Annotated in this window: 19 protein-coding genes and 2 pseudogenes; 18 read left to right on the top strand and 3 right to left on the bottom strand. The window is 69.6% G+C overall.

What is annotated here, in order from left to right:
- Positions 1-163 precede the first annotated feature (163 nt).
- Positions 164-3019: an excinuclease ABC subunit UvrA gene (gene uvrA, locus ACFWGD_RS02945; RefSeq protein ID WP_377777471.1), complete on the top strand. Its 2856-nt coding sequence runs from the start codon at positions 164-166 to the stop codon at positions 3017-3019.
- 55 nt (positions 3020-3074) lie between these two features.
- On the opposite strand, the gene ACFWGD_RS02940 is transcribed toward uvrA, so the two are convergent.
- Both ACFWGD_RS02940 and ACFWGD_RS02935 read right to left on the bottom strand, forming a co-directional pair.
- On the bottom strand, positions 3075-5183 hold the full coding sequence (locus ACFWGD_RS02940) for a hypothetical protein (RefSeq protein WP_377777040.1): 2109 nt from the start codon (positions 5181-5183) through the stop codon (positions 3075-3077).
- A gap of 156 nt (positions 5184-5339) precedes the next feature.
- Positions 5340-6749 (bottom strand): annotated as a pseudogene (locus ACFWGD_RS02935) (YeeE/YedE thiosulfate transporter family protein).
- 547 nt (positions 6750-7296) lie between these two features.
- Between ACFWGD_RS02935 and infC the strand changes: the two are divergent.
- The 17 genes and pseudogenes from infC to tyrS all read left to right on the top strand — a co-directional run bounded on the left by infC (position 7297) and on the right by tyrS (position 24531).
- Complete coding sequence (gene infC, locus ACFWGD_RS02930; protein ID WP_377777039.1) at positions 7297-7848, top strand: translation initiation factor IF-3; 552 nt, start codon at positions 7297-7299, stop codon at positions 7846-7848.
- Positions 7849-7974: 126 nt separating this feature from the next.
- Positions 7975-8169, top strand: a complete 195-nt coding sequence (rpmI, locus tag ACFWGD_RS02925; protein WP_291343462.1) for a 50S ribosomal protein L35 — start codon at positions 7975-7977, stop codon at positions 8167-8169.
- A gap of 89 nt (positions 8170-8258) precedes the next feature.
- Positions 8259-8642, top strand: a complete 384-nt coding sequence (gene rplT, locus ACFWGD_RS02920; protein ID WP_377777037.1) for a 50S ribosomal protein L20 — start codon at positions 8259-8261, stop codon at positions 8640-8642.
- A 28-nt stretch (positions 8643-8670) separates the two neighbouring features.
- Entirely contained in the window at positions 8671-9492 is an 822-nt protein-coding gene (locus ACFWGD_RS02915; protein WP_377777036.1) for a TrmH family RNA methyltransferase, read from the top strand.
- A 168-nt stretch (positions 9493-9660) separates the two neighbouring features.
- Positions 9661-10710, top strand: a complete 1050-nt coding sequence (gene pheS / locus ACFWGD_RS02910) for a phenylalanine--tRNA ligase subunit alpha (protein WP_377777035.1) — start codon at positions 9661-9663, stop codon at positions 10708-10710.
- Positions 10711-10744: 34 nt separating this feature from the next.
- The gene (gene pheT / locus ACFWGD_RS02905) at positions 10745-13246 is read left to right on the top strand and encodes a phenylalanine--tRNA ligase subunit beta (RefSeq protein WP_377777034.1); all 2502 of its coding nucleotides are present in this window, start codon (positions 10745-10747) and stop codon (positions 13244-13246) included.
- Positions 13247-13331: 85 nt separating this feature from the next.
- Positions 13332-14375, top strand: a complete 1044-nt coding sequence (gene argC / locus ACFWGD_RS02900; protein ID WP_377777033.1) for an N-acetyl-gamma-glutamyl-phosphate reductase — start codon at positions 13332-13334, stop codon at positions 14373-14375.
- 32 nt (positions 14376-14407) lie between these two features.
- A complete protein-coding gene (gene argJ, locus ACFWGD_RS02895; RefSeq protein ID WP_377777470.1) occupies positions 14408-15601 on the top strand; it encodes a bifunctional glutamate N-acetyltransferase/amino-acid acetyltransferase ArgJ in 1194 nt (397 codons plus the stop codon).
- Between the two features lie 15 nt (positions 15602-15616).
- Positions 15617-16510: pseudogene (gene argB, locus ACFWGD_RS02890) on the top strand (acetylglutamate kinase); the annotation flags it as partial.
- A 230-nt stretch (positions 16511-16740) separates the two neighbouring features.
- Entirely contained in the window at positions 16741-17961 is a 1221-nt protein-coding gene (locus tag ACFWGD_RS02885; protein ID WP_377777032.1) for an acetylornithine transaminase, read from the top strand.
- A 136-nt stretch (positions 17962-18097) separates the two neighbouring features.
- Positions 18098-19072: an ornithine carbamoyltransferase gene (argF, locus tag ACFWGD_RS02880; protein WP_377777031.1), complete on the top strand. Its 975-nt coding sequence runs from the start codon at positions 18098-18100 to the stop codon at positions 19070-19072.
- A 7-nt stretch (positions 19073-19079) separates the two neighbouring features.
- Positions 19080-19562, top strand: coding sequence for an arginine repressor (locus tag ACFWGD_RS02875; protein WP_377777030.1), 483 nt, complete (start codon positions 19080-19082; stop codon positions 19560-19562).
- Between the two features lie 41 nt (positions 19563-19603).
- Complete coding sequence (locus ACFWGD_RS02870; RefSeq protein WP_377777029.1) at positions 19604-20803, top strand: argininosuccinate synthase; 1200 nt, start codon at positions 19604-19606, stop codon at positions 20801-20803.
- Between the two features lie 88 nt (positions 20804-20891).
- Positions 20892-22352, top strand: coding sequence for an argininosuccinate lyase (gene argH, locus ACFWGD_RS02865; RefSeq protein ID WP_377777028.1), 1461 nt, complete (start codon positions 20892-20894; stop codon positions 22350-22352).
- An 11-nt stretch (positions 22353-22363) separates the two neighbouring features.
- Positions 22364-22540, top strand: a complete 177-nt coding sequence (locus ACFWGD_RS02860; RefSeq protein ID WP_377777027.1) for a Trm112 family protein — start codon at positions 22364-22366, stop codon at positions 22538-22540.
- Between the two features lie 41 nt (positions 22541-22581).
- Positions 22582-23202, top strand: a complete 621-nt coding sequence (locus ACFWGD_RS02855) for a DNA-3-methyladenine glycosylase (protein ID WP_377777469.1) — start codon at positions 22582-22584, stop codon at positions 23200-23202.
- A 54-nt stretch (positions 23203-23256) separates the two neighbouring features.
- Complete coding sequence (tyrS, locus tag ACFWGD_RS02850; protein WP_377777468.1) at positions 23257-24531, top strand: tyrosine--tRNA ligase; 1275 nt, start codon at positions 23257-23259, stop codon at positions 24529-24531.
- A 291-nt stretch (positions 24532-24822) separates the two neighbouring features.
- On the opposite strand, the gene ACFWGD_RS02845 is transcribed toward tyrS, so the two are convergent.
- Positions 24823-25135: hypothetical protein (locus ACFWGD_RS02845; RefSeq protein ID WP_377777026.1), on the bottom strand; the 313-nt coding region annotated here is incomplete at its 5' end.

Genomic DNA, 25135 nt, shown 5'->3' with positions numbered 1-25135 from the left:
TCGTGTGCTGTCATGGCCGCCAGGGTAGCGGCGGATGTTCGATCCCGCCCGGAAACGTTCGAACGGATGTATGAGTGATGTATCATCGCGGGCGACACGAGCAAATGGACTCGACGCAGACTCGATCCATTCGACACGATCCGATCTAGGAAAGGTGCGCACGTTGGCCGAACGGCTCATCGTCCGTGGTGCCCGGGAGCACAACCTCAAGGGCGTCGACATCGACCTGCCCCGCGACAAGATGGTGGTCTTCACCGGCCTGTCGGGGTCGGGCAAGTCGTCGCTGGCTTTCGACACGATCTTCGCGGAGGGGCAGCGCAGGTACGTCGAGTCGCTGAGCTCCTACGCCCGCATGTTCCTGGGGCAGATGGAAAAGCCCGAGGTCGAGATGATCGAGGGCCTGTCGCCGGCGGTGTCCATCGACCAGAAGTCGACGAACCGCAACCCGCGCTCGACCGTGGGCACCATCACCGAGGTCTACGACTACCTGCGCCTGCTCTTCGCGCGCACGGGCACGGCGCATTGCCCGACCTGTGGCGAGGTCATTTCGTCGCAGACCCCGCAGCAGATCGTCGACCAGGTGTTGTCCATGCCGGAGGGCACCAAGTTCCAGGTGCTCGCGCCGGTGGTGCGCACGCGCAAGGGCGAGTTCGTCGACCTCTTCGCGGAGCTGGCGGCGGAGGGCTATGCGCGCGTCGTCGTCGACGGCGAGATGCACCGCCTGACCGATCCGCCGACGCTGGAGAAGCAGGTCAAGCACGACATCGACGTCGTGGTCGACCGCCTGCAGGTCAAGGCGTCGCAGAAGCAGCGCCTCACCGATTCCGTGGAGACGGCCCTGCGCCTGGCGAACGGCGTCGTGGTCATCGATGCGGTGGGGCTTGGCGACGATGACGGCAACCGGCTCCAGAGCTATTCCGAGAACATCTCGTGCCCCAACGGCCATCACCTCGACATCGAGGAGCTGGAGCCGCGGTCGTTTTCCTTCAACTCCCCGTACGGCGCGTGCCCGGCGTGCGACGGCCTGGGCACGAAGCTCGAGGTCGACGAGGACCTCATCGTGCCGGACCCGTCGAAGCCGGTGACCGAGGCGATCGGGCCGTGGAACCGGACGCTGAACAAGAAGTACTTTGAAAAGCTCATCGCGGGCCTGGCCGAGGCCATGGGCTTCGACCCCGCGACCCCGCTGCAGGATCTGACCAAGGCGCAGCACAAGGCGCTGATGCACGGGTCGAAGCACAAGATCAGCGTCAACTACCGCAACCGGTACGGGCGTTCGCGCCAGTACACCGCGCCGTTCGAGGGCGTCATGCCGTACCTGCACCGGAAGCTGGAGCAGGCGGACAGCGAGTCGCAGAAGGAGCGCTACCAGGGCTACATGCGCGAGGTGCCCTGCACGTCGTGCGGCGGTTCCCGCCTGCGCCCGGAGATCCTGTCGGTGACGCTGGCGTCGGAGGGCTTCGGCGACAAGTCGATCGCGGGACTGACGGAAATGTCGGTGGCGGATTGCTCGGCGTTCCTCGATGCCCTGACGCTGGGCAAGCGCGAGGAGATGATCGCCGGCCGCGTGCTGCGCGAAGTCCAGGCGCGCCTGCGCTTCCTGCTCGACGTCGGCCTCGACTACCTGTCGCTGGCGCGCTCGGCGGGCACGCTGTCGGGCGGCGAGGCCCAGCGCATCCGCCTGGCCACCCAGATCGGTTCGGGGCTGGCGGGCGTGCTCTACGTCCTCGACGAGCCGTCGATCGGCCTGCACCAGCGCGACAACCACCGGCTGATCCAGACGCTGAAGAAGCTGCGCGACCTGGGCAATACGCTCATCGTCGTCGAGCATGACGAGGACACGATCCGCGAGGGCGATTGGCTCGTCGACATCGGGCCGCGCGCCGGCGAGTACGGCGGCGAGATCGTCTACTCGGGCGTTCCCGACGGGATCTTCGGCGCCGAGGGGTCGATCACCGGCGAGTACCTGTCCGGCAAGCGCAAGATCCTGCCGCCGGACAATCGCCGCCCGGTCGATTTCGATCGCCTGGTCACCGTCCGCGGTGCGCGCGAGAACAACCTGAAGAGCGTCGACGTGAACTTCCCGCTCGGCTTGCTCACCTGCGTCACCGGCGTCTCGGGGTCGGGCAAGTCGACGCTGGTCAACGAGATCCTGGCCAAGGTCATGTCCAACGAGCTCAACGGCGCCCGCCAGGTGCCGGGCCGCCACACCCGGGTCGAGGGCCTGGATCAGCTGGACAAGCTGGTGCAGGTGGATCAGTCGCCGATCGGCCGCACGCCGCGGTCGAACCCGGCGACGTACACGGGCGTGTTCGACAAGATCCGCAACCTGTTCGCGGACACCCAGGAATCGAAGGTCCGCGGCTACAAGCCGGGCCGGTTCAGCTTCAACGTCAAGGGCGGCCGCTGCGAGGCGTGCCGCGGCGACGGCACGCTGAAGATCGAGATGAACTTCCTGCCGGACGTCTACGTCCCGTGCGAGGTCTGCGAGGGCGCCCGGTACAACCGCGAGACCCTCGAGGTCCTGTACAAGGGCAAGAACATCGCCGAGGTACTGGACATGCCGATTTCGGAGGCCGCCGGGTTCTTCGAGCCGATCCAGTCGATCGCCCGGTACCTGAACACGCTCGTCGACGTCGGCTTGGGCTACGTGCGCCTGGGCCAGGCGGCGACGACCCTGTCGGGCGGCGAGGCGCAGCGAGTGAAGCTGGCGGCCGAACTGCAGAAGCGCTCCAATGGCCGGACGGTCTACATCCTCGACGAGCCGACGACGGGCCTGCATTTCGAGGACATCCGCAAGCTCATGCTCGTCCTGCAGGGGCTGGTGGACAAGGGCAACACGGTCATCGTCATCGAGCACAACCTCGACGTGATCAAGTCCGCCGACTGGATCATCGACATGGGTCCCGAGGGCGGCGCCGGCGGCGGCACCGTGGTCACCCAGGGCACGCCGGAGGACGTCATCCAGGTCGAGGCCTCCCACACCGGCCAGTACCTGAAGCCGCTCCTGACGGGTTAGCGCCCGCGCCCACCCGCCCAGCCGCTAACCCACCTCGAATGCCCTAACCCACCCGTTAGAACGGGCCATTTTGGCCATTCGAGGTGGGTTTACCGGGAGGGGGCCCGTGCCCGGCTCCTGGGCCGGTTCGCGGCTTCTCGTCCGCGTTGCGGTCGCGGAGGCTGCGGGCGACGACCATGCCCAGCATCAGCAGGCCGCAGAGCAGGAAGGCCGCGACGCGGGTCAGGCCGCTCATCGCCTGCATGTCGTAGAACACGAGCTTGACCACGGCGGCGGTGGCGATGACCAGCGATGCGGCCATGTTCGCGTCGACGTTGAAGCGCTTCGGCGCGAGCATCAGCCACGCCGCGGCGATCATCCATCCGATGGACACGAGCACGTGGGCGAGGCTGAACCGCATCCCCGCCTCGGTGAGCACGATGATCACCGGCACGGCGGTCAAAAGCAGGCCGACGAGGCCGCAGGACTTGTCGAAGCCGGTGGCGGATTCTCGTCGTGAAGCGACGATGGCGATGAGCCCCAGCGCGCAGACACCGATGAGCAGGCCGGACAGGGTGACGTTGGGGACGTCGACCGTCCACATGAACATGCGGTGCTCGATCAGGTACGACGGCGCGAACATGGTCAGGACCAGCGCCGGGAAGTTGGCGATCAGCGCCACGACGGTCCAGATCGGGATCAGCCAGCGGCCCATGCGGCTCGGCCGGAAGACGTGGAACCAGATGACGCCGGCGGCCACGAGCAGCGAGGGCATGCGAGTCCACGAGAGGTTGGGTTCGGTCGTCGCCAATTGCAGCGCGGGCAGGGCCGCGGAGCACAATCCCGCCCAGCGCAGGGTGGCCATGCGCGGGTCGGCCCGGTCGAGCCACGGGCCGAAGCCCGCCGCGCCGATGGCCAGGCCGAGCACGAGGGCGATGGCAGCCGACGTCAGGTGGAGCTGACCGAAAATGGCCACCATCGGCGCGGCCAGCCACGCGAGCAGGCGCAGGGGGAAGAAATCCGCGGACGGCTGGAGCGCGGCAATGGCCGCGGGCCCGGTGCCCGGCGCATTGCCCGGTTGGTGGCCGGGTTGGTTGCCGGGCCCCGTGCCGGGCAGTGCGGCGGCGGACGCGTCGTCGAGGAAGTCGGGCAGGGCCAGCGCGAAGCCGAAAACGATGAACGCCGCGATGGCCAGCCAGCCGGGGGCCGCGTCGACGAGAACGGGAATCGAGCCGAACAGGAACAAGATGACGGCGAAGGTCGCGATCACCGGCCGTTTCGCCATGCCGAACCACGCCCACGCGGCGGCCACCGACGGGACGAACACGGCGATGGTGACGGTGCCGGCCGCCCCGGCATCGCCGCTGTCCGGGATCGCGATGGAGCACACCGCGATGAACGAGGCCAGCAGAATGACGATGTGCAGCGCCGCCGATTGCCAGAATCTCGCCGCCAGGTAGCCGAGCCCCATGACGGCCAGTGCGACCACGGTGCCGAGCCAGCTCGGCCACCATTCCAGACCGTGGACCAGGACCGTCGTCGTGATGTGCGCGGTGACCACGGAGGCGGCGCCGGCCGCGGTGACGCCCGCGTTGTCGGGGTTCTTCCGGTGGACGACCACGGCGGTACCCGCCAGCGCGGCGGCCAGGGCGTAGGCCAGAATGACGCGGCCGAGCGGCCCGAGCAGGCCGCTCTGGATCGCCAGCGCCACGAGCAGGCCCACGCCGGAAATGGTGATGATCGCACCGATCGCCGCCGTGACCTTCAGGACCGTCTTCTCGTTGCTCCACCACGGGTCGGCCGGGGCCTTCGGCGGGTGCTGCGCACCGTGCGGAGCGCCGTGCTGGGGGCCAACCTGCGGACCGTGCTGGGGTCCGTGCTGCGCGCCTTGCTGCGCGCTGTGCTGAGGGTCGAACTGCGGCCCGACCTGCGGCCCGTACTGCGGAGCCGACGGCGGGCCAGCCGGCTGAACCGGTGACGGCTGCTGACCCGGCGTCGGCTGCTGCATCGGCTGCTGCATCGGCATGGGAGGACGCGGCGGGGGAGCCTGCCACGCGTCCCGCGGTTCGCCGCCTTCGACGTCGCCCCGGAACCCCCTGGCCAGTGATGCCACGCGTTCGGCGGCGGCCTCCAGGTCGGCGAGCGCGGCGGCCAACTCCCTATTGCGGTCATTGGGCGTGTTCATGGCCCCGACAGTACGTTCGCCGCCGCAATCATGCCGGGTTTTCGGCGGGCCCTGACATGCGAAACCCGCCCTGGCCGGTGGCCGGGACGGGCTTTGCTTTGCGACGGTCGTCGCCGTGCAGCGGCGGGGCCGCTACCTTGTCACGGAGTCGTGGGCCTACTTCTTCACGACGGTGATCGACCATTCGGCGTCGCCGACGACCTTGAAGTCCTTGACGCCGTGGCCTTCGGTGGCGGCCCAGCGCGGGATGGACTCGGTGCCCTGGGTGCAGTCGAAGCCGATGATCAGCTCATCGCCGGTGGAGAGCTCCTCCATCTTCTGCTTCGCCTCGATGAGGGGGAAGGGGCAGACTTCGCCGTTGGTCTCGAGAACGTGGGTGGCCATGCTGGGTCCTTTCGTGGAAGGGAAAGTCGGTGAAGGGGGGAATTACGCGTTGACCTTGGCGGTCTCGGCGTCGCTCTTGGTGGTCTTGCCGGTCTTGGTGGCCGCGTCAGCCTCGGCGTTCGCGGTGCCCTTGCGGGACAGCGAGGCGCGCAGGGACTCGGGCAGCAGCGGCTTGCGCATCAGGTAGATGCGGGCGGCCAGGCCGGCGCCGAGGGCCATGGCGGCGAGGGCGATCCAGCCCTGCCAGGAGAACAGGCCGGTGGCGACCATGCCGTTGCCGACGGTGCAGCCGCCGGCCAGCACGGCGCCGACGCCCATGGCGACGCCGCCGCCGACGGAGCGCTTGGCAATCTGGGCGTTGGGAACGCGGACGCGGAACTCGCCGGAGGCCTTCGCGGCGATGTAGGAGCCGAGGAGGATGCCCAGGACCAGGAGGGTGCCCCAGTTCATGTACTCGGCCTCGCCGGTGCCGAACCATCCGACCAGGTGCGCGGACGGGGTGGTGATGCCCAGGCCCGAGTTGCGGCCGGTGGCCTGCGACAGCGGCCAGGCGATGGCGCCGATGAGACCGACGATGACGGCGGTGGAAAACAGGCCCCACGGCTTCTCGGCGAGCAGGTGGGCCAGGCCGGTCTTGCGCGGCGGCAGGCCGGGGATCTCGATCTTCGGCTTGGACACCTCGCGGTAGACCAGCCAGCCGGTGATGGCGACGAGGACGACGAGCGGCACGATCACGGGCACGCCGAGGTCGCCGTGGATGGAGCCGGAGCCGATGGTCTGCTCGCGCGCCGAGGAGCTGAAGTCGGCCAGCGGGCCCAGGCGCATGAAGGCGGCGGTGGCGGCGTAGGCGATCAGGGCCAGCCAGGAGCCGACGAGGCCCTCGCCGGCGCGGTACCAAGTGCCGGTGGCGCAGCCGCCGGCCAGGACCATGCCGTAGCCGAAGATGAGGCCGCCGACGATGGAGGCGACGGGGGCGAAGGTCTGGTCGCGCAGCTCGACGACGCCGACGCCGGCGAGCGCCCAGTAGCCCACGGCGTGCACCGCGATGACGACCATGAGCGCGGTGAAGCCGCGCATCGACTTGGTCAGCCAGAGGTCGCGGAGGAAGCCCGTGACGCAGAAGCGTCCGCGCTGGAGCACGTAACCGAGGATGGTCCCGAGGACCGCACCGGTGAGGAGCATTGGAAATGCACCGTCCTGTTCATCGTGTCCCGGTCCCGCATGGTGCGGGCCCGGGGAGGTAAAAGAGTCGAAAACGCTTGACGACGCCCATGCGCCCGCCAAGCCCGCCGGGCACGTTACATCGAACGGACAAGTCTGTCTAGTCCGATCGGTCTACGATGGATTCATAGCGATCCGAACTATGGGCATGAGCCACGGGCATGGTGGGTGCGACGCGTCCAGCGGGGATTCGAGTGTGGCTATGTGTGTGTCTTCGCGTGCGGGTTCCCGCGTGGGTTTTGGCCTTTGGGGGTGGCCCATGCTAGGTTCGTCCGTACGACCGCCAAGCGGCGGCGCTTCACCGCGCCATCGCCTTGGTAGCGAAGAGGAGAGAATCCCACCCTGGGTGCGCCGAAGAATCATGGTTGCGCCGGGGTCGACCCGATGGGGCGAAGAAAGGCCGTCGCCGGCCCGCGCGCCCACCATCATCGGATGGCGTCGTGGCCCGGAAACGGGTCGCCTCGCGTGGCTTCCCTCGTACATTTGCTTCCGGCGGTTCGGCAACGAAATGTACAGGTACTACCTAGGAGGCCACATCAGCGCTGAAGCTCGCATCAACGAGCGAATCCGAGTTCCCGAAGTCCGACTCGTCGGACCCGGTGGTGAGCAGGTCGGCATCGTTCGCACGGATGACGCCCGCAAGCTCGCGTACGAAGCCGATCTCGACCTCGTCGAGGTCGCGCCGAACGCGAAGCCGCCGGTCTGCAAGATCATGGACTACGGAAAGTTCAAGTACGAGCAGGCCCAGAAGGCCAGGGAAGCTCGCAAGAACCAGCAGCAGACTGTGGTCAAGGAACAGAAGTTCCGGCCGAAGATCGACGATCACGACTACGAGACGAAGAAGGCCAATGTGGTCCGCTTCCTCGACAAGGGTTCGAAGGTCAAGGTCACCATCATGTTCCGCGGTCGCGAGCAGTCGCGCCCGGAGCTCGGTTTCCGACTGTTGGAGCGCCTCTCCGAGGATGTCAAGGAACACGGCATCGTCGAAACGCGCGCCAAGCAGGACGGCCGCAACATGACGATGGTCCTGGGGCCGGTCCGCAAGGGCAACAAGAAGTAGCCGGCCAACGGCCGGAACGGCACGAACCGGGGATGCGGCAGGCATCGCCGGGTGACCCACCACGCCCCGACGACGGGCGTCGCGGGAGTTCCGGACAACAAGATTTCGAAAAGGACGCGAAACACCATGAAGCAGAAGACCCACAAGGGCACCGCCAAGCGCATCAAGGTCACCGGCGCCGGCAAGCTCCGCCGCGAGCAGGCCAACCGCCGCCACCTCCTCGAGGGCAAGCCCTCGACCCGCACCCGCCGCCTGAAGGGCACCACCGAGGTCGCCAAGGCCGACGAGAAGCGCATCAAGCGCCTCCTGGGCAAGGCGTAACAGCCTCCCACTGCCCGTGATCCCCGGCGACCGGCCGGGGATGCGGATAACGAACACAACATCCGTCAGATAAGTAAGGAAGTACCAACGTGGCACGTGTGAAGCGGTCCGTCAACGCCAAGAAGAAGCGTCGCGAAGTCCTCGATTCCGCCAAGGGCTACCGCGGCCAGCGCTCCCGCCTGTACCGCAAGGCGAAGGAGCAGATGCTCCACTCGAAGACCTACGAGTTCCGCGATCGCCGTCACCGCAAGGGCCAGTTCCGCAAGCTGTGGATCCAGCGCATCAACGCCGCCGCCCGCGCCAACGGCATGACCTACAACCGTTTCATCCAGGGCCTGGCCCTGGCCGGCGTCGAGGTCGACCGCAAGAACCTGGCCGAGCTCGCCGTCAACGACGCCGCGACCTTCGCCGCCCTGGTCGAGACCGCCAAGGCCGCGCTGCCGGAGGACGTCAACGCCCCGGCCGCCCAGTAGGATTTCGCCCTCGCGTAATCTCGTCGTCATGGCTGACGACTTCCGACGACCCGTGGAGACCTTTACCGCAAGGACTCCGCGGGTCGTTTCGGCTTCCAAGCTCCACCGCGCCGCCGCCCGCCGCAAGGCCGGGCGCTTCCTGGTGGAGGGCTTCAATTCCGTCGATGCGGCGGCCCGGGCCGACGCGATCGCCGAGGCGTTCGCCACCGATGCCGCCATCGACCGGCACCGCGACCTCGTCGAGGCCATCGCCGCCTCGGGCCGGCCGGTGTCCGTCATCGACGACTCGGCCGCCGCGGCCCTGGCCGAAACCGTCACCACGACGGGCCTGTTCGCCGTGTGCGGCTCCGATGCGGTGCTCTCGCCGCTCGACCGCGCCATCGCGGCCGGCGTCGAGGCGGGCGTCCTCGTCGTCCCCGTCGAGTGCAACGATCCCGGCAACGCCGGCACCATCGTCCGCATGGCCGATGCGCTCGGCGCCGGGGGAGTCGTCCTCGCCGGCGACTCCGTCGATCCGCTCGGCGGCAAGGTCGTGCGCTCCTCGGCCGGCTCGGTGTTCAACGTCCCGGTCGCCCGCGAGCGCGACACGGACACGGTCCTGCGGGCGCTGGCCGATGCGGGCTTTGCGACGTTGGCGACCACCATGGACGCCGACACCATCCTGGGCCGCGACGAGCTCCCGGCCGGCCCGGTGGCCTGGCTGTTCGGCAACGAGGCCCACGGCCTGCCGGCGGAGATCCTCACCGGCGCGGGGCGGCGGGTGTCCATCCCGATCCGCGGCGGCGCCGAATCGCTCAATCTGGCCACCGCCGCCGCCATGTGCCTGTGGGAGACCGCCCGCGGCAGGTGACCGGCCGGGGGATTTCCCGCAGGATCGTCGTCAAGCGAAAGGGCCCGGGCGGTGGCGGTGCGGGGGCGGGCGAACCGCTATGATGGCGCGTTGTTAACAACGGGGTCCGGGCGCGTCGTGCGCGCACCCGCCCCGCCGTCCCCGCCGACGAAGAAATGGGCATCTGACGTGAGCGACACCCCCACCTCCATCGACCTGTCCGAGGACGCGCTGAACGCCGCCGCCGACGCGGCGGCCACTGCGTTCGCCGAGGCCTCCGACCTGGCGCAGCTCGCCGAGGCGCGTCGTGCGCACCTCGGCGACGATGCCCCGATCCCGCAGGCCCGCCGCGCCCTCGGATCGATCCCGAAGGCCGAGCGCAAGGATGCCGGCCGCAGGGTCAACGTCGTGCGCGGGAAGGTGGAGAAGGAATTCGCGCAGCGCCAGGCCGTCCTCGAGGAAGAGGACGCCCAGCGGCGCCTGGCCGAGGAGCGCATCGACGTCACCGTCGACACCACCCGCGGCCAGCGCGGCGGAATGCACCCGATCACCATCCTGTCGGAGCAGATCGGCGACATCTTCCTGGGCATGGGCTGGGAGATCGCCGAAGGACCCGAGGTCGAGGCCGAGTACTTCAACTTCGACGCCCTGAACTTCCTGCCGGACCACCCGGCGCGGACGCTGCAGGACACCTTCCACATCGCCCCGGCCGGGTCGCTGCAGGTGCTGCGCACGCACACCTCCCCGGTGCAGGTGCGCACCATGCAGGAGCGCGACCTGCCCATCTACGTCATCTGCCCGGGCCGCACGTTCCGCACCGACGAGCTCGACGCGACGCACACGCCGGTGTTCCACCAGGTGGAGGGGCTGGCCATTGACAAGGGCCTGACCATGGGCCACCTGCGCGGCACCCTCGACCACATGGCCAAGGAACTGTTCGGCCCGGAGACCCGCACCCGCATGCGCCCGAACTACTTCCCGTTCACCGAGCCGTCGGCCGAGGTCGACGTGTGGTTCCCCAACAAGAAGGGCGGCGCCGGCTGGATCGAGTGGGGCGGCTGCGGCATGGTCAACCCCAACGTCCTGCGCGCCTCGGGCATCGACCCGGAGGAGTACTCGGGCTTCGCGTTCGGCATGGGCCTGGAGCGCACCCTGCAGTTCCGCAACGGCCTGTCGGACATGCGCGACATGGTCGAGGGCGACGTCCGCTTCACGCAGCCCTTCGGCATCCGCGGCTAATCGGCAACCCACCACTCCAAGGAGAATCACTTCAATGTTCATCCCGCAGTCCTGGGTCACCGACGTCGTGTCCGCCGCAAACCCCGGCTGGTCCGTCACGCCCGATGAACTCGACGCCGGCTTCGTCCGCGTCGGCTTCGAGACGGAGGGCCACGAGCCCCTGCCGCCGATCACCGGCCCGCTGGCGTTCGGCCGCGTCGCCGACATCGAGGAGCTGACCGAGTTCAAGAAGCCGATCCGCTTCTGCAAGGTCGACGTCGGCGAGGCCAACGGCACCGGCGAGCTGCAGGGCATCATCTGCGGCGCCCGCAACTTCGCCGAGGGCGACATCGTCGTCGTGGCGCTGCCGGGCGCGGTGCTGCCGGGCGATTTCGCCATCGGCGCGCGCGAGACGTACGGCCGCATTTCGGCCGGCATGCTGTGCTCGGAAGCCGAGCTGGGCCTGACCGCGCAGTCTTCCGGCATCATTTCCCTGCCGGAGTCGGTGCTTGACGACGCCGACGTGGAAATCGGCGGCGACGCCCGCGCCTTCCTCGGCCTGGACGACGAGCTGTTCGAGGTCAACGTCACCCCGGACCGCGGTTACGCCCTGTCGGTGCGAGGGCTGGGGCGCGAGATCTGCTCGGCGTTCGACGTCGAGTTCGCCGATCCCGCCGACGTCGAGCCGATCGCCGTGGAGGGCTCCGCCCTCGAGCTGGACCTGCGCCCGGAGACCGATGCCCTGCGCTTCGGCCTGCGCCGCGTCACCGGCGTCGACCCGAACGCGCAGACCCCGTGGTGGATGCGCCGCCGCCTGCTGCTGGCGGGCCAGCGCAGCGTCAACCTGCCCACGGACATCACCAACTACGTCATGCTGCTGCTGGGCCAGCCGATGCACGCCTTCGACGGCGGCGCCATCTCCGGCGGCCTGACCGTGCGCAACGCGGAGGCGGGGGAGACCCTGACCACGCTCGACCACGTGGAGCGCAAGCTCGACCCCGAGGATGTCGTCATCTGCGACGATTCCGGCATCCAGTCCCTGGCCGGCGTCATGGGCGGCCTGACCTCGGAGATCGCCGACGGCACCACCGACGTGCTGTTCGAGGCCGCGATCTGGTCGCCGCTGCGCGTGTTCCGCACGGGCCGCCGCCACAAGCTGTCATCGGAGTCGTCGCGCCGCTACGAGCGCAGCGTCGACCCGGCCCTGGTCGAGCCGTCGCTGGACCTGGCCTGCCGCCTGCTCGCCGAGCTCGGCGGCGGCACCGTCGAGCCCGGGCGCACGCTGGTCGGCGACGTGCCGGCGCCGGCGGTCATCGAGTTCCCGGTCGACCGCCCGTCGCGCGTCGCCGGCGTCGAATACTCCCGCGAGACGGTCGTCGGCCGCCTCGAGGAGGTCGGCTGCACCGTCGAGATCTCCTCGTGCGGCGGCAAGCTCACCGTGACCCCGCCGACGTGGCGCCCCGATCTGACCATGTCCGCGGACCTGGTCGAGGAGGTCCTGCGCCTGGAGGGCCTCGAGGACATCCCCGTGGTCCTGCCGGTCGCCCCGGCCGGACGCGGCCTGACCCCGCGCCAGCAGCTGCGCCGCGGCGTCGGCCACGCACTCGCCCACAACGGCTACCTGGAGATCCTGCCGACCCCGTTCACCGCCAACGACGTCTTCGACGTGTGGGGCCTCGACGCCGATGACCCGCGCCGCAACACCGTCACGGTGATCAACCCGCTGGAGAGCGACCGCGCGCAGCTGGGCACCACGTTGCTGCCGGCGATGCTCGATTCGCTGCGCCGCAACGTCGCCCGCGGCCAGGTCAACCTCGCGCTGTACGGCGTGGAGCAGGTCACCCAGGTCCGCGGCGACGGCCGGTCGTCCATGCCGTCGACCGCCGGTCTGCCGGATGCGGAGGAGCTGCGCGAGCTGCGCGAGTCCCTTCCTGATCAGCCGCTGCACGTCGCCGCCGTCGCCTGCGGCCAGGTCGAGCTCGACTCGCCGTGGGGTGCGGGCCGCGCCTACGGTGCCGCCGACGCCATCGAGGCCGCGCGCGTCATCGCCCGCGCCGCCGGCGTGGAGCTGGGCATCCGCAATGCCGAGCACCTGCCGTGGCACCCGGGCCGCTGCGCGAAGCTGACCGTCGACGGCCGCGTGGTCGGCTACGCCGGCGAGCTGCACCCGAAGGTCATCTCCAACGCGGGCCTGCCGGAGCGCACCTGCGCGCTGGAGATCGACCTCGACGCGCTGCCGCTGTCGGAGAACCTCCCGGCCCCGGTGCTCAGCCCGTTCCCGGCCGTGCACCAGGATCTGGCGCTCGTCGTTGCCGACGACGTCCCCGCCGCCGAAGTGGAGGCCACGGTCCGCGAGGGCGCCGGCGAACTGCTGGAGTCGATCCGCATCTTCGACGTGTACCGCTCGGAGCAGCTCGGCGACGACCGGCGTTCGCTGACCTTCTCCCTGCGTTTCCGCGCCACGGATCGCACGCTGACCGAGGATGAGGCCTCCGAGGGGCGCCTCGCAGCCATCGAGCTGGCCAAGGAGCGCCACGGCGCGGAGCTGCGCGGTTAGCCTGCGCCACATGCGGCCATTCGGCACGGCACGCCGATGCGATGAATATCTTGCATCGGAGTGAATATCCGTGTTGAATGGCCGCATGAGCATTTCAGTGGCGATCGCCGGGGCGACGGGTTATGCCGGAGGAGAAATCCTCCGGCTGCTCCTTTCGCACCCCGCGTACCTGTCCGGCGAATTGACCATCGGCGCGTTGACCGGCGCCTCCAACGCCGGTGCCCGCGTGGGCGACGTCATGCCCCACCTGGCGCCGCTGGCCGACCGCCGCATCGAGGACACCAACGCCGGCACCCTCGCGGGGCACGACGTGGTGTTCCTGGGCCTGCCCCACGGCCATTCGGCCGCCATCGCCGCCGAGCTCGGCGACAACGTCGCCATCATCGACTGCGGCGCCGACTTCCGGTTGTCCGACGCCGCGGAGTGGGAGCACTACTACGGCTCGCCGCACGCCGGCACGTGGACTTACGGCATCCCGGAGCTGCCGGGCCAGCGCGACAAGATCGCAGGTTCGAACCGCATCGCGGTGCCGGGCTGCTTCCCGACGGGCGCGACCATCGCCCTGTACCCCTCGCTCGCATCCGGCCTGGTCGAGCCCGATTTCTCCGTCGTGTCCATCACGGGCACCTCGGGCGCGGGCAAGAAGGCCGCCGTGCCGATGCTCGGTTCGGAGGTCATGGGCAACCTCAAGGCCTACAACACCGCGGGCCGGCACCGGCACACCGCGGAGTTCCGGCAGAACCTCTCCGTCTTCGCCGGGGGCGTCAACGTCGGTTTCACGCCGGTGCTCGCGCCGACGTCGCGCGGCATCCTCACCACGGCCACCGCGCCGCTGTCCGACGCCACCGTCACCACCGCCTCGGCCCGCGCGGCCTACGCGGAGGCCTTCGACGGCGAGCCCTTCGTCCAGCTGCTCGCCGAGGGCATCCAGCCGCAGACGAAGTCCGTCATCGGCTCCAACCTCGTGCAGGTGCAGGTCGAGGTCGACGAGCGCGCCGGACGGCTGCTGATCACGTCGGCGATCGACAACCTGACCAAGGGCACCGGCGGCGCGGCCGTGCAGTGCATGAACCTCATCGTCGGCCAGCCCGAGACCGCGGGCCTGCCGTTGGCGGGTGTCGCGCCGTGAGCGGGGCGCAGATCTCCGTGGCCGATGCGTCGGTGGGCGGCACGGTCGAGTACGGCCCCGAGTGCGGCGGCGTCGTCGCCCCCGAGGGTTTCCGGGCCGCCGGCGTGACGGCGGGCATCAAGGCCTCCGGCAACCCGGACATGGCGCTGGTGGTCAACGATGGACCGAAGAAGACGGCCGCCGCGGTGTTCACGCGCAACCGCGTCGTCGCCGCCCCGGTGACCGTCACCCGCGACCACGTCGCCGATGGCTCGATCACCGCGGTCCTGCTCAACTCCGGCAATGCGAACGCGTGCAACGGCCGCCCGGGCGTCGAGGACGCCCTGCGGACCTGCGGGTCGCTTTCCGACGAGTTCGGCGTCCCCGTGACGGACATCGCCGTGTGCTCCACCGGCCTCATCGGCGACCGCCTGCCCATGGACACCGTCCTGGGCGGCATTGCGCCGCTGGTCTCCGGCCTGTCGGGGGAGGCGGCCGCCGGCCATGATGCGGCGACGTCGATCATGACGACCGACCTCGTCGCAAAGCAGGCGGTCCACCGTACCGGCGACTTCACGGTCGGCGCGATGGGCAAGGGCGTCGGCATGATCAGCCCGTCCATGGCGACGATGCTGGGCGTGCTGACCACCGATGCCGACATCACCCCGGAGATGGCGCATGCCGCTCTGGCGGCGGCGTCGGAGGAGACGTTCAACCGCCTCGACATCGACGGGTCGACGTCGACCAACGACACCGTGCTGCTGCTGGCCTCCGGCGCGTCGGGGCACGTCCCGACCCAGGATGAGCTCGATGCCGCCGTGCTGGCCGTCTGCGATTCCATCGCGGCGCAGATGCAGGGCGACGCCGAGGGCGTGACCAAGCGGGTGGCCATCACCGTCACCGGCACCGGCGGGGAAGACGACGCGCTGGTCGCGGCGCGGATCATCGGCCGCGACAACCTGTTCAAGTGCGCCATGTTCGGCTCCGACCCCAACTGGGGCCGCGTGCTCGCCGCCGTCGGCGTCGCGCCGGTGGCCATGGACCCCGAGCACATCACGGTGTCCTTCAACGGCCACGTCGTCTGCCGCGACACCGGCGGCACCCCCGACGCCCGCGAGGTCGACCTGTCCGGCGCCGACATCCACGTGGAAGTCGACCTGGGCACCGGTGACGGTCGATCGGCCACCGTGCGCACCACCGACCTCTCGCACGACTACGTGCACATCAATTCGGCGTACTCGACCTAAGGAAGGCCGCCACCCATGAGCCCCTTCAGCGGAAACCTCACCGAGGACCTCACCCCGGAACAGCGCGCCCACGTGCTCGCCGAGGCCCTGCCGTGGTTGCAGCACCACCGCGACAAGGTTGTCGTGATCAAGTACGGCGGCAACGCCATGACCGACGACCGCCTCAAGGCGGCCTTCGCCCGCGACATGGTGTTCCTGCGCACCGTCGGCATCAAGCCGGTCGTCGTCCACGGCGGCGGCCCGCAGATCTCCGCGATGCTGCGGCGCCTGGGCCTCGACGGCGAGTTCCGCGGTGGCTTCCGCGTGACCACGCCGGAGGTCATGGAGGTCGTGCGCATGGTGCTCTTCGGCCAGGTCGGCCGCGAGCTCGTCGGGCTGATCAACGCGCACGGCCCGCTGGCCGTGGGCACCTCCGGCGAGGATGCCGGCCTGTTCCGCGCCGAGAAGCGCCTCGTCGACGTCGGCGGCGTGCCCACCGACATCGGTCTTGTGGGCGACATCGTCGACGTCAAGTCGGAGTCCTTGTTCGACCTCATCGACGCCGGCCGCATCCCGGTCGTGTCGACCATCGCCCCGGGCGCCGACGGCGAGATCTACAACGTCAACGCCGACACCGCCGCCGGCGCATTGGCCGCCGCGCTGGGCGCCGAGCGGCTGGTCATCCTGACCAACGTCGAGGGCCTGTACACCAACTGGCCGGACAAGGGCTCGCTGGTCTCGCAGATTTCGGCCAACGACCTGCGCGAGATGGTCCCCGGCCTGGACGCCGGGATGATCCCGAAGATGGAGTCCTGCCTCCACGCCGTGGACAACGGCGTCAAGGCGGCGCACGTCATCGACGGCCGCCAGCCGCACTCGGTGCTGCTCGAGTTGCTCACCTCCGGCGGCATCGGCACCATGGTGCGCCCCGGCGACGGCACGCTCGGCGACGACCCGGGCGCCCGCGCACTGCGCGCGGCCATGGAGGACCTGGAGCAGGCGCAGGCGAGCGCGGCCGAGGCCGCCGCCCGCACCTCGCGGCCCTCCGGCTCCGCCGCCGACGCCGCCGCGGACATCTCCGAGGCGCCGGCCGATGCCGGCTCGGATGCCGCCGCCAACCCCACCACCAACCCGAACCCCAACCCCGAAGGAAACGCGTGATGACCGACTTCACCGCCGCCTGGACCTCCAGGATGATGGACAACTACGGCACCCCGCGCATCGAGCTCGTCGAGGGCGAGGGCCCCTGGGTGACCGACTCCGAGGGCAAGCGCTACCTCGACCTGCTCGCCGGCATCGCCGTCAACGTCCTCGGCCACGCCCACCCGGCCATCGTCGAAGCGGTGTCCTCGCAGATCGGGAAGCTGGGCCACGTGTCCAACATCTTCGCCTCCGAGCCGCCGCTGCAGCTGGCCGAGAAGCTCATCGAGCTCACCGGCTGGGGCGCGGAAGACACCCGCGTGATGTTCTGCAACTCCGGCACGGAGGCCAACGAAGCCGCGTTCAAGCTGGCGCGCCTGACCGGCCGCCGCCGGATCATCGCCACCAACCACGGCTTCCACGGCCGCACCATGGGGGCGCTGGCCATGACCGGCCAGCCCGACAAGCGCGCGCCGTTCGAGCCGGGCCCCGCCGGCGTGGAGTTCGTGCCCTTCGGCGACATCGAGTTTTTGACCAAGACCATCGAGTCCGACCCGCTGGGCGTCGCCGCCGTGATCCTGGAGCCGATCCAGGGCGAGACGGGCGTCGTCGCGCCGCCGGAGGGCTACCTGGAGCAGGTGCGGTCCCTGACCGAGCGCTACGGGATCATGATGATCATGGACGAGGTGCAGACCGGCATCGGCCGCACCGGCGCGTGGTTCGCCCACCAGCACTCCAACATCGTCCCCGACGTGATGACCCTGGCCAAGGGTCTTGGCGGCGGTCTGCCGCTGGGCGCGGTCGTCGCCCACGGCGACGCCGCGAAGCTGTTCACCCCGGGCGTCCACGGCACGACCTTCGGCGGCAACCCGGTGTGCACCGCGGCGGCGCTGGCGGTTATCGACGTCCTGGAGTCCGAGCAGATCATCGACCGCGTCGCGGAGAAGGGCCGGGTCCTGGCCCGCAAGCTCGCTTCGCTCGACCACGTCGACCACGTCCGCGGCCGCGGTTTCATGCTCGGTCTGGTCCTCGACGGCCCGCTGTCCAAGGGCGCGGTCGACGCCGGCTACCGCAACGGCGTGATCCTCAACGCCCCGCAGCCCAACGTCATCCGCATCGTGCCGCCGCTGAACCTGACCGACGAGGAAATCGACCGCGCCGTCGAGCTCGTCGATCAGTGCCTCGCGGAGGCGCAGGAGGCGCTCGACGCCGATGGCGGCGCCGCGGGCGAGCAGAACTAATCCGCACTGATCTGTACCGATCCGAACTGATCCGCATTGATCCGCGCCCGACCCCCGGGAGGCCCCTCCCGGGCGGGCACGCGATGAGCCGCACCGGTGGCCGTCGCAAAGCAACATGAACCAGAAAGGAACCGTGATGACCGTGGCCACCAGGCACTTCCTCGCGGACGACGACCTGACCCGGGCCGAACAGGCTGAGGTCCTGGCGCTGGCGGCGCAGCTCAAGGCCGACCCGTACTCCGCGCGCCCGCTGGAGGGCCCGCAGTCGGTGGCGGTGCTGTTCGACAAGACGTCGACGCGCACGCGCTTCTCGTTCGACGCGGGCATCGCGGCGCTGGGCGGCAACGCCATCGTCGTCGACTCCGGCTCGTCGCAGATGGGCAAGGGCGAGACGCTGCAGGACACCGGCGCGGTGCTGTCGCGCTTCGTCTCGGCGATCGTGTGGCGCACCTACGCGCAGTCCGGCCTCGAGGCGATGACCGAGACGGCCACCGTGCCGGTGATCAACGCGCTGTCGGACGACTTCCACCCCTGCCAGATCCTCGCGGACCTGCAGACGATCATCGAGAATCTCTGCCCCGAGCAGGGCCAGGCCGGGCTGGCCGGGCGCAAGGCCGTCTACTTCGGCGACGGCGCCAACAACATGGCCAACTCGTACCTGGTCGGCTTTGCGACGGCCGGGCTCGACGTGACCATCTGCGCACCGGAGGGATTCCAGCCGGAAGCCCGCTTCGTCGAGCGCGCCGAGGCGATCGCGGCGGAGACCGGCGCGACCGTCTCCGTGACCGCCGACGTCGACGAGGCCATCGCCGGCGCCGAAATCGTGCTCACCGACACGTGGGTGTCGATGGGCCAGGAGAGCGACGGCCTGGACCGCCGCACCCCGTTCCTGCCGTACCAGGTCAACGCCGAGCTCATGGCCAAGGCCGCCGACGGTGCGATTTTCCTGCACTGCCTGCCGGCCTACCGCGGCAACGAGGTCACCGCCGACGTCATCGACGGGCCCGCGTCCGTCGTCTTCGACGAGGCCGAAAACCGCATGCACGCCCAGAAGGCGCTGCTGACGTGGCTGCTGGAGCGCAACACCGCCGGCACCGGCGGGGAAGCGTAGGCCCGCCATGACCATCCCCGGTTCCCGCACCGCCCGGCAGGCCCGCATCGCGGACCTGCTGCGGCGCAGGCGGGTCTCCAGCCAGCTGGAGCTCGCCGCTCTGCTGTCGGCGGAGGGCATCGGCATCGCCCAGGCGACGCTGTCCCGGGACCTGGACGAACTCGGCGCGCGCAAGGTCCGCGAGGACGACGGCGCCGCCCGGTACGTTCTGGAGGGCGATGCCGACGGCATGGCCGCGAGCAGGGGAGCGGTGGCGCGCATGCGGCGCGTCCTCGACGAACTGCTGGTGGCCGCCGACCACTCCGGGACCATCGCGGTGCTGCGCACCCCGCCCGGGGCGGCGCAGTACCTGGCCAGCGTCATCGACCGCGCGGGCCTGCCCGACATCGCCGGCACCATCGCCGGCGACGACACCATCTTCTGCCTGGCGCGGGAGCCCCTGACCGGGGCAGACCTGGCCCGGCGTTTGTCCGGCGACGCCGGGCAGTAGAATCGACAAGAATCAACACCCCCAAGAAGGAGCGAACGCACATGACTGATCGGGTCATTCTCGCCTACTCCGGCGGCCTGGACACCACCGTCGCCATCGAGTGGATGAAGCAGGAGACCGGCGCCGAGGTCGTCGCCGTGTCCATCGACGTGGGACAGGGCGGCGAGGACATGGAGTCCATCCGCCAGCGCGCGCTGGACGCCGGCGCCGTCGAGTCCGTCATCGTCGACGCCCGTGACGAGTTCGCCGAGGAGTACTGCCTGCCGGCCATCAAGGCCAACGCGCTGTACATGAAGCAGTACCCGCTGGTCTCGGCGCTGTCGCGCCCGCTGATCGTCAAGCACATGGCGCAGGCGGCCAAGGACCACGGCGGCACGCACGTCGCCCACGGCTGCACCGGCAAGGGCAACGACCAGGTCCGCTTCGAGGTCGGCTTCTCCAACACCGCCCCGGACCTGAAGATCATCGCCCCGGCCCGCGACTACGCGTGGACCCGCGACAAGGCCATCGCCTTCGCCGAGAAGAACGACATCCCGATCGAGCAGTCGAAGTCGTCGCCGTTCTCCATCGACCAGAACCTGTGGGGCCGCGCCATCGAGACCGGCTACCTCGAGGACCTGTGGAACGCCCCGACCAAGGACGTCTACGCCTACACCGAGGACCCGACCCTCAACTTCAACTCCCCGGACGAGGTCATCATCTCCTTCGAGGACGGCAAGCCGGTCGCCATCGACGGCAAGCCGGTCACCATGCTCGAGGCCGTCGAGGAGATGAACCGCCGCGCCGGCGCCCAGGGCATCGGCCGCCTGGACATGGTCGAGGACCGCCTGGTGGGCATCAAGTCCCGCGAGATCTACGAGGCCCCGGGCGCCATGGCGCTCATGGCCGCGCACACCGCGATGGAGGACGTCACCGTCGAGCGCGAGCTGGCCCGCTACAAGCGTGGCGTCGAGGCCAAGTGGTCCGAGCTGGTCTACGACGGCCTGTGGTTCTCCCCGCTCAAGCGCGCGCTGGACACCTTCGTCGAGGAGTCCCAGAAGGGCGTCTCCGGCGACATCCGCATGACCATGCACGCCGGCAACTGCAACGTCAACGGCCGCCGCTCGAACTCGTCGCTGTACGACTTCAACCTGGCCACCTACGACGAGGGCGACACCTTCGACCAGACCCTGGCCCGCGGTTTCGTGGAGCTGCACGGCCTGTCGTCGAAGATGGCCGCCAAGCGCGACTTCAACCTGTAGGTCCCGCACCAGATCCCGTGCACGCGCCCGGCCCCGCAAACGGGGGCCGGGCGGTCGCATCCCGCCACCGATGAGGAGCACCACCGACATGTCCGAGCAGTCCGCCGTCGAAAAGCACGGCACCAACGAGGGTTCGCTGTGGGGCGGCCGTTTCGCCGGCGGCCCCGCCGACGCCATGGCGGCGTTGAGCAAGTCGACCCATTTCGACTGGGTGCTGGCCCCGTATGACGTGCTGGCCTCGAAGGCCCACGCCAAGGTCCTCAATGCGCGGGGTCTGCTTTCCGACGACGACCTGGCGACCATGCTCTCCGGCCTCGACGCGTTGGGCGACGACGTCGCCTCCGGCGCGTTCGGCCCGGAGGAGTCGGACGAGGACGTCCACGGCGCCATGGAGCGCGGGCTCATCGACCGCGTGGGCGCCGAGGTGGGCGGCCGCCTGCGCGCCGGCCGTTCGCGCAACGACCAGGTGGCCACGCTGTTCCGCATGTGGGTGCGCGATGCCGTGCGCGACATCGCCGCCGGCGTGCTCGACCTGGTCGATGCGCTGGCCGATCAGTCGGCGGCCCACCCGGATGCGATCATGCCGGGCAAGACCCACTTCCAGGCCGCCCAGCCGGTGCTGTTGGCGCATCAGCTGCTGGCGCATGCCCAGCCGCTGCTGCGCGACGTCGAGCGCATCCGCGATCTGGACCGCCGCCTGGCGGTGAGCCCCTACGGCTCCGGTGCGCTGGCGGGGTCGTCGCTGCACCTGGACCCGGAGGCCATCGCCGCTGAGCTGGGCTTCGATTCGGCCGCCGACAACTCCATCGACGCGACCAGCTCCCGCGATTTCGCGTCGGAGACCGCGTTCGTGCTGGCGCAGATCGCGGTGGACATGTCGCGGTTGGCCGAGGAGATCATCGCCTGGTGCACGCCGGAGTTCGGCTACGTGACGCTGGCCGACGAGTGGTCGACGGGCTCGTCGATCATGCCGCAGAAGAAGAACCCGGACGTCGCCGAGCTCACGCGCGGCAAGACCGGCCGGCTCATCGGCAACCTGTCGGGCCTGATGGCCACGCTGAAGGCCCAGCCGCTGGCGTACAACCGCGACCTGCAGGAGGACAAGGAGCCGATCGTCGACTCCGTCGCCCAGCTCACCCTGCTGCTGCCGGCCATGACCGGCCTGGTGGCCACCCTGACCTTCCACGAGGACCGCATGCGCGAGCTGGCCCCGGCCGGCTTCACGCTGGCCACGGACCTCGCGGAGTGGATGGTGCGCCAGGGCGTGCCTTTCCGCGTCGCCCACGAGGCCTCGGGCCAGTGCGTGCGCATCGCGGAATCGCGCGGCGTGGGCCTGCACGAGCTTTCCGACGACGAACTCGCCGGCGTCCACGAGTCCCTCACCCCGGAGGTCCGCGAGGTGCTGACCATCGACGGCGCCGTGGCGTCGCGCGACACCCGCGGCGGCACGGCCGGCGCCCGCGTCGCCGAGCAGCTCGGCCGCGTCCGCGAGGCCTCCACCGGCGGCCGTTCCTGGGCGGACGCCCCGGTGCGCGGCGACGGATCGTAGGATTGGTTGCCATGAGCCTCGATCCGAAGTTGCTGGACATCCTCGCCTGCCCCCGCGACAAGGGCCCGCTGACGTACCTGGAGGACGAGTCCGTCCTGGTCAACGAGCGCCTGAACATCGCGTACCCCATCGAGGACGGCATCCCCGTGATGCTTTCCGACGAGGCCGTCGACTGGCCCCGCCGCTAGCCCCCTTGAACGTCCCGCCGATCAATCCACAGATGGCCCCGTTGAACCGGGACGAACTGTCGGTGCACCCGGCCGAAGCAGCGAAAGCGCTGCTCGGCCGGGTTCTCGGCATTCCGGGGGAGGGCCTGCTGGCCCGCATCACCGAGGTGGAGGCCTACGGAGGCCCGGCCGACTCGCCGTGGCCGGATCCCGGCGCCCACACGTGGCCGGGCCCCACGCCGCGCAACCGGGTGATGTTCGGCCCCGCCGGGCACCTGTACGTCTACCGGTCCTACGGCATCCACTTCTGCGCCAACGTCACCGCCGGGCCCGACGGCATCGGCGGGGGAGTGCTGCTGCGCGGGGCCGAGATCCTCGAGGGCGAGGCCATTGCGATGGAGAGGCGGAAGAGGGGGAACGGGGGCGTCGTCAAGCACGCTCTGGCCCGGGGACCCGGCAACCTGGGGCAAGCCCTGGGCGTTGACCTCGGCGACTACGGCCAGGATCTTTTCGGCGAGGGCTCGCGCGTGCGGCTGCTCGGCGGCGACCGGGCCGATGACGTCATCGCCGGCCCGCGCGTCGGGCTGCGGGCGGCGTCCGAGCGGCCGTGGCGCTTCCGGATCCCCGGCGCCCCCGGCGTCTCCTCCTACCGCCGCCACGCGAAAGCCGACGGACGGGCCTAGACCCGCTACCGGCCCGGACCCGCCCCGCACGTTAGGATGACCCGCGTGACCGACATGAACATCATCGACGAACTGGAATGGCGCGGCCTCATCGCGCAGTCGACCGACCTGGACGCCCTGCGCGCACTGGCCGAGGAAGGCCCCATCACCGCGTATGTGGGCTTCGACCCGACGGGCTCCTCGCTGCACGCGGGCCACCTCGTTCCGCTGGTGATGCTCAAGCGATTCCAGGAAGCCGGGCACCGCCCGATCGCCCTGGCCGGCGGCGCCACCGGCATGATCGGCGACCCCCGCGACGTCGGCGAGCGCTCCATGCTCACCGAGGACGAGATCGCCGGCAACGTCGCCAACATCGAGGGCCAGCTGCGCCGGTTCATCGACATCGTCGAGGAGGACCAGCCCGGCCGCGGCCTGCTGGTGAACAACTACGACTGGGTGTCCAAGCTGTCGGTGATCGAGTTCCTGCGCGACCTGGGCAAGAACTTCTCGCTGAACACCATGCTCGACCGCGACACCGTCAAGCGCCGCCTGGAGAGCGACGGCATGTCCTACACCGAGTTCTCCTACATGCTGCTGCAGGCCAACGACTTCGTGCACCTGCGCCGCAACCACGGGTGCCGCCTGCAGATCGGCGGGTCCGATCAGTGGGGCAACATCGTCTCCGGCGTCGACCTCAACCGCCGCCTCGATGGCGAGAAGGTCCACGGCCTGACCGTGCCGCTGGTCACCGATGCGGAGGGCAAGAAGTTCGGCAAGTCCACCGGCGGCGGCAAGCTGTGGCTCGATGCGGAGCAGACCAGCCCGTACGCGTGGTACCAGTACTTCATCAACGCCGGCGATGCCGTGGTGGTGGATTACCTGAAGTGGTTCACCTTCCTGACCCGCGAGGAAATCGCGGAGTACGAGGTCGCCGTCGCCGAGCGCCCGTTCAAGCGCGAGGCCCAGCGCCGCCTGGCGCAGGAGATGACCGATCTGGTCCATGGCGAGGACGCCCGCAAGGCCGTGGAGCTCGCCGCGCAGGCGCTGTTCGGTCGCGCGGAGCTGACGGAGCTCGACGAGGGCACCCTGGCCGCCGCCGTCTCCGAGACCGAGGTCGCCGACGTCAACGCCGGCGAGCCCGACACCGCCGTCGACCTGCTGGTCGCCTCCGGCCTGGCCAAGTCCAAGGGCGAGGCCCGCCGCACCATCAAGGAGGGCGGCGCCTACGCCAACAACGAGCGCATCACCGACGAGGAGTGGGTTCCCGCCGATTCCGACCTCCTGCACGGGAAGTGGCTCGTGCTGCGCCGCGGCAAGAAGAACTTCGCCGGCGTGCGCGTGAACCGCTGATCTACGCGCTTCCGGCTTCAGCGTCCTGACCCGCCATCCCAGATTCCCTGGGATGGCGGGTCTTTCGCTTTACTACGGCTTGCGCGGACGCGTTTGACGCGCTGAAATGGGTGCTGACCAGTCACTTTGTCGCGGATCGGTGGCGTGTGTAGTGTTACCGGGGCAAGCGAGACGCCGGGACGGTGCCTGCAAGGGCGCTGGTTGCGGTGGGGAGTTTGCGGGGAGTTCACTTCCCGGTCGGGCCGAGTTTGACTTGCGAGCCGCGGGTGGTTTAAGATTCCTTCTTGCTGCTCAACACGGCCGGGCAAGGTCCGGTGGCGAGAGTGTGCGTGTGTTTTTTGAGAACTCGATAGTGTGCCGATGTACTATTTTTTGTGTTGATTTTGGTGAGTGCCAGGAGTTTCTGGTTGCTCTTTTATCAACCTTTTTTGCGTGTGCCTGCTCCTTCACCCTGTCGGGGTGGGTGCGCGTGTTTTTCGGATAATGAATGCCAGGCTGATCGCCTTTTGGGTGGTTGGTTTGTCGTTTGTTTTTTGCCGGTTTTGGGCTTTTCACTAAAAGAAAGCTTTTGTGGAGAGTTTGATCCTGGCTCAGGACGAACGCT

Source organism: Corynebacterium sp. NPDC060344 (assembly GCF_042725215.1).
Taxonomy (GTDB): domain Bacteria; phylum Actinomycetota; class Actinomycetes; order Mycobacteriales; family Mycobacteriaceae; genus Corynebacterium.
Note: the sequence above shows the minus strand (reverse complement) of the source record. Positions and strands in the feature narration are given on the sequence as shown.

What these genes read in the sequence shown, in the direction of transcription:
- ACFWGD_RS02940 (WP_377777040.1), bottom strand. Translation starts at nt 5,183, where the DNA reads ATGAACACGCCCAATGACCGCAATAGGGAGTTGGCCGCCGCGCTCGCC.
- infC (WP_377777039.1), top strand. Translation starts at nt 7,297, where the DNA reads ATGTACAGGTACTACCTAGGAGGCCACATCAGCGCTGAAGCTCGCATC.
- rpmI (WP_291343462.1), top strand. Translation starts at nt 7,975, where the DNA reads ATGAAGCAGAAGACCCACAAGGGCACCGCCAAGCGCATCAAGGTCACC.
- ACFWGD_RS02915 (WP_377777036.1), top strand. Translation starts at nt 8,671, where the DNA reads ATGGCTGACGACTTCCGACGACCCGTGGAGACCTTTACCGCAAGGACT.
- pheT (WP_377777034.1), top strand. Translation starts at nt 10,745, where the DNA reads ATGTTCATCCCGCAGTCCTGGGTCACCGACGTCGTGTCCGCCGCAAAC.
- argC (WP_377777033.1), top strand. Translation starts at nt 13,332, where the DNA reads ATGAGCATTTCAGTGGCGATCGCCGGGGCGACGGGTTATGCCGGAGGA.
- ACFWGD_RS02885 (WP_377777032.1), top strand. Translation starts at nt 16,741, where the DNA reads ATGACCGACTTCACCGCCGCCTGGACCTCCAGGATGATGGACAACTAC.
- argF (WP_377777031.1), top strand. Translation starts at nt 18,098, where the DNA reads ATGACCGTGGCCACCAGGCACTTCCTCGCGGACGACGACCTGACCCGG.
- ACFWGD_RS02875 (WP_377777030.1), top strand. Translation starts at nt 19,080, where the DNA reads ATGACCATCCCCGGTTCCCGCACCGCCCGGCAGGCCCGCATCGCGGAC.
- ACFWGD_RS02870 (WP_377777029.1), top strand. Translation starts at nt 19,604, where the DNA reads ATGACTGATCGGGTCATTCTCGCCTACTCCGGCGGCCTGGACACCACC.
- argH (WP_377777028.1), top strand. Translation starts at nt 20,892, where the DNA reads ATGTCCGAGCAGTCCGCCGTCGAAAAGCACGGCACCAACGAGGGTTCG.
- ACFWGD_RS02860 (WP_377777027.1), top strand. Translation starts at nt 22,364, where the DNA reads ATGAGCCTCGATCCGAAGTTGCTGGACATCCTCGCCTGCCCCCGCGAC.
- tyrS (WP_377777468.1), top strand. Translation starts at nt 23,257, where the DNA reads ATGAACATCATCGACGAACTGGAATGGCGCGGCCTCATCGCGCAGTCG.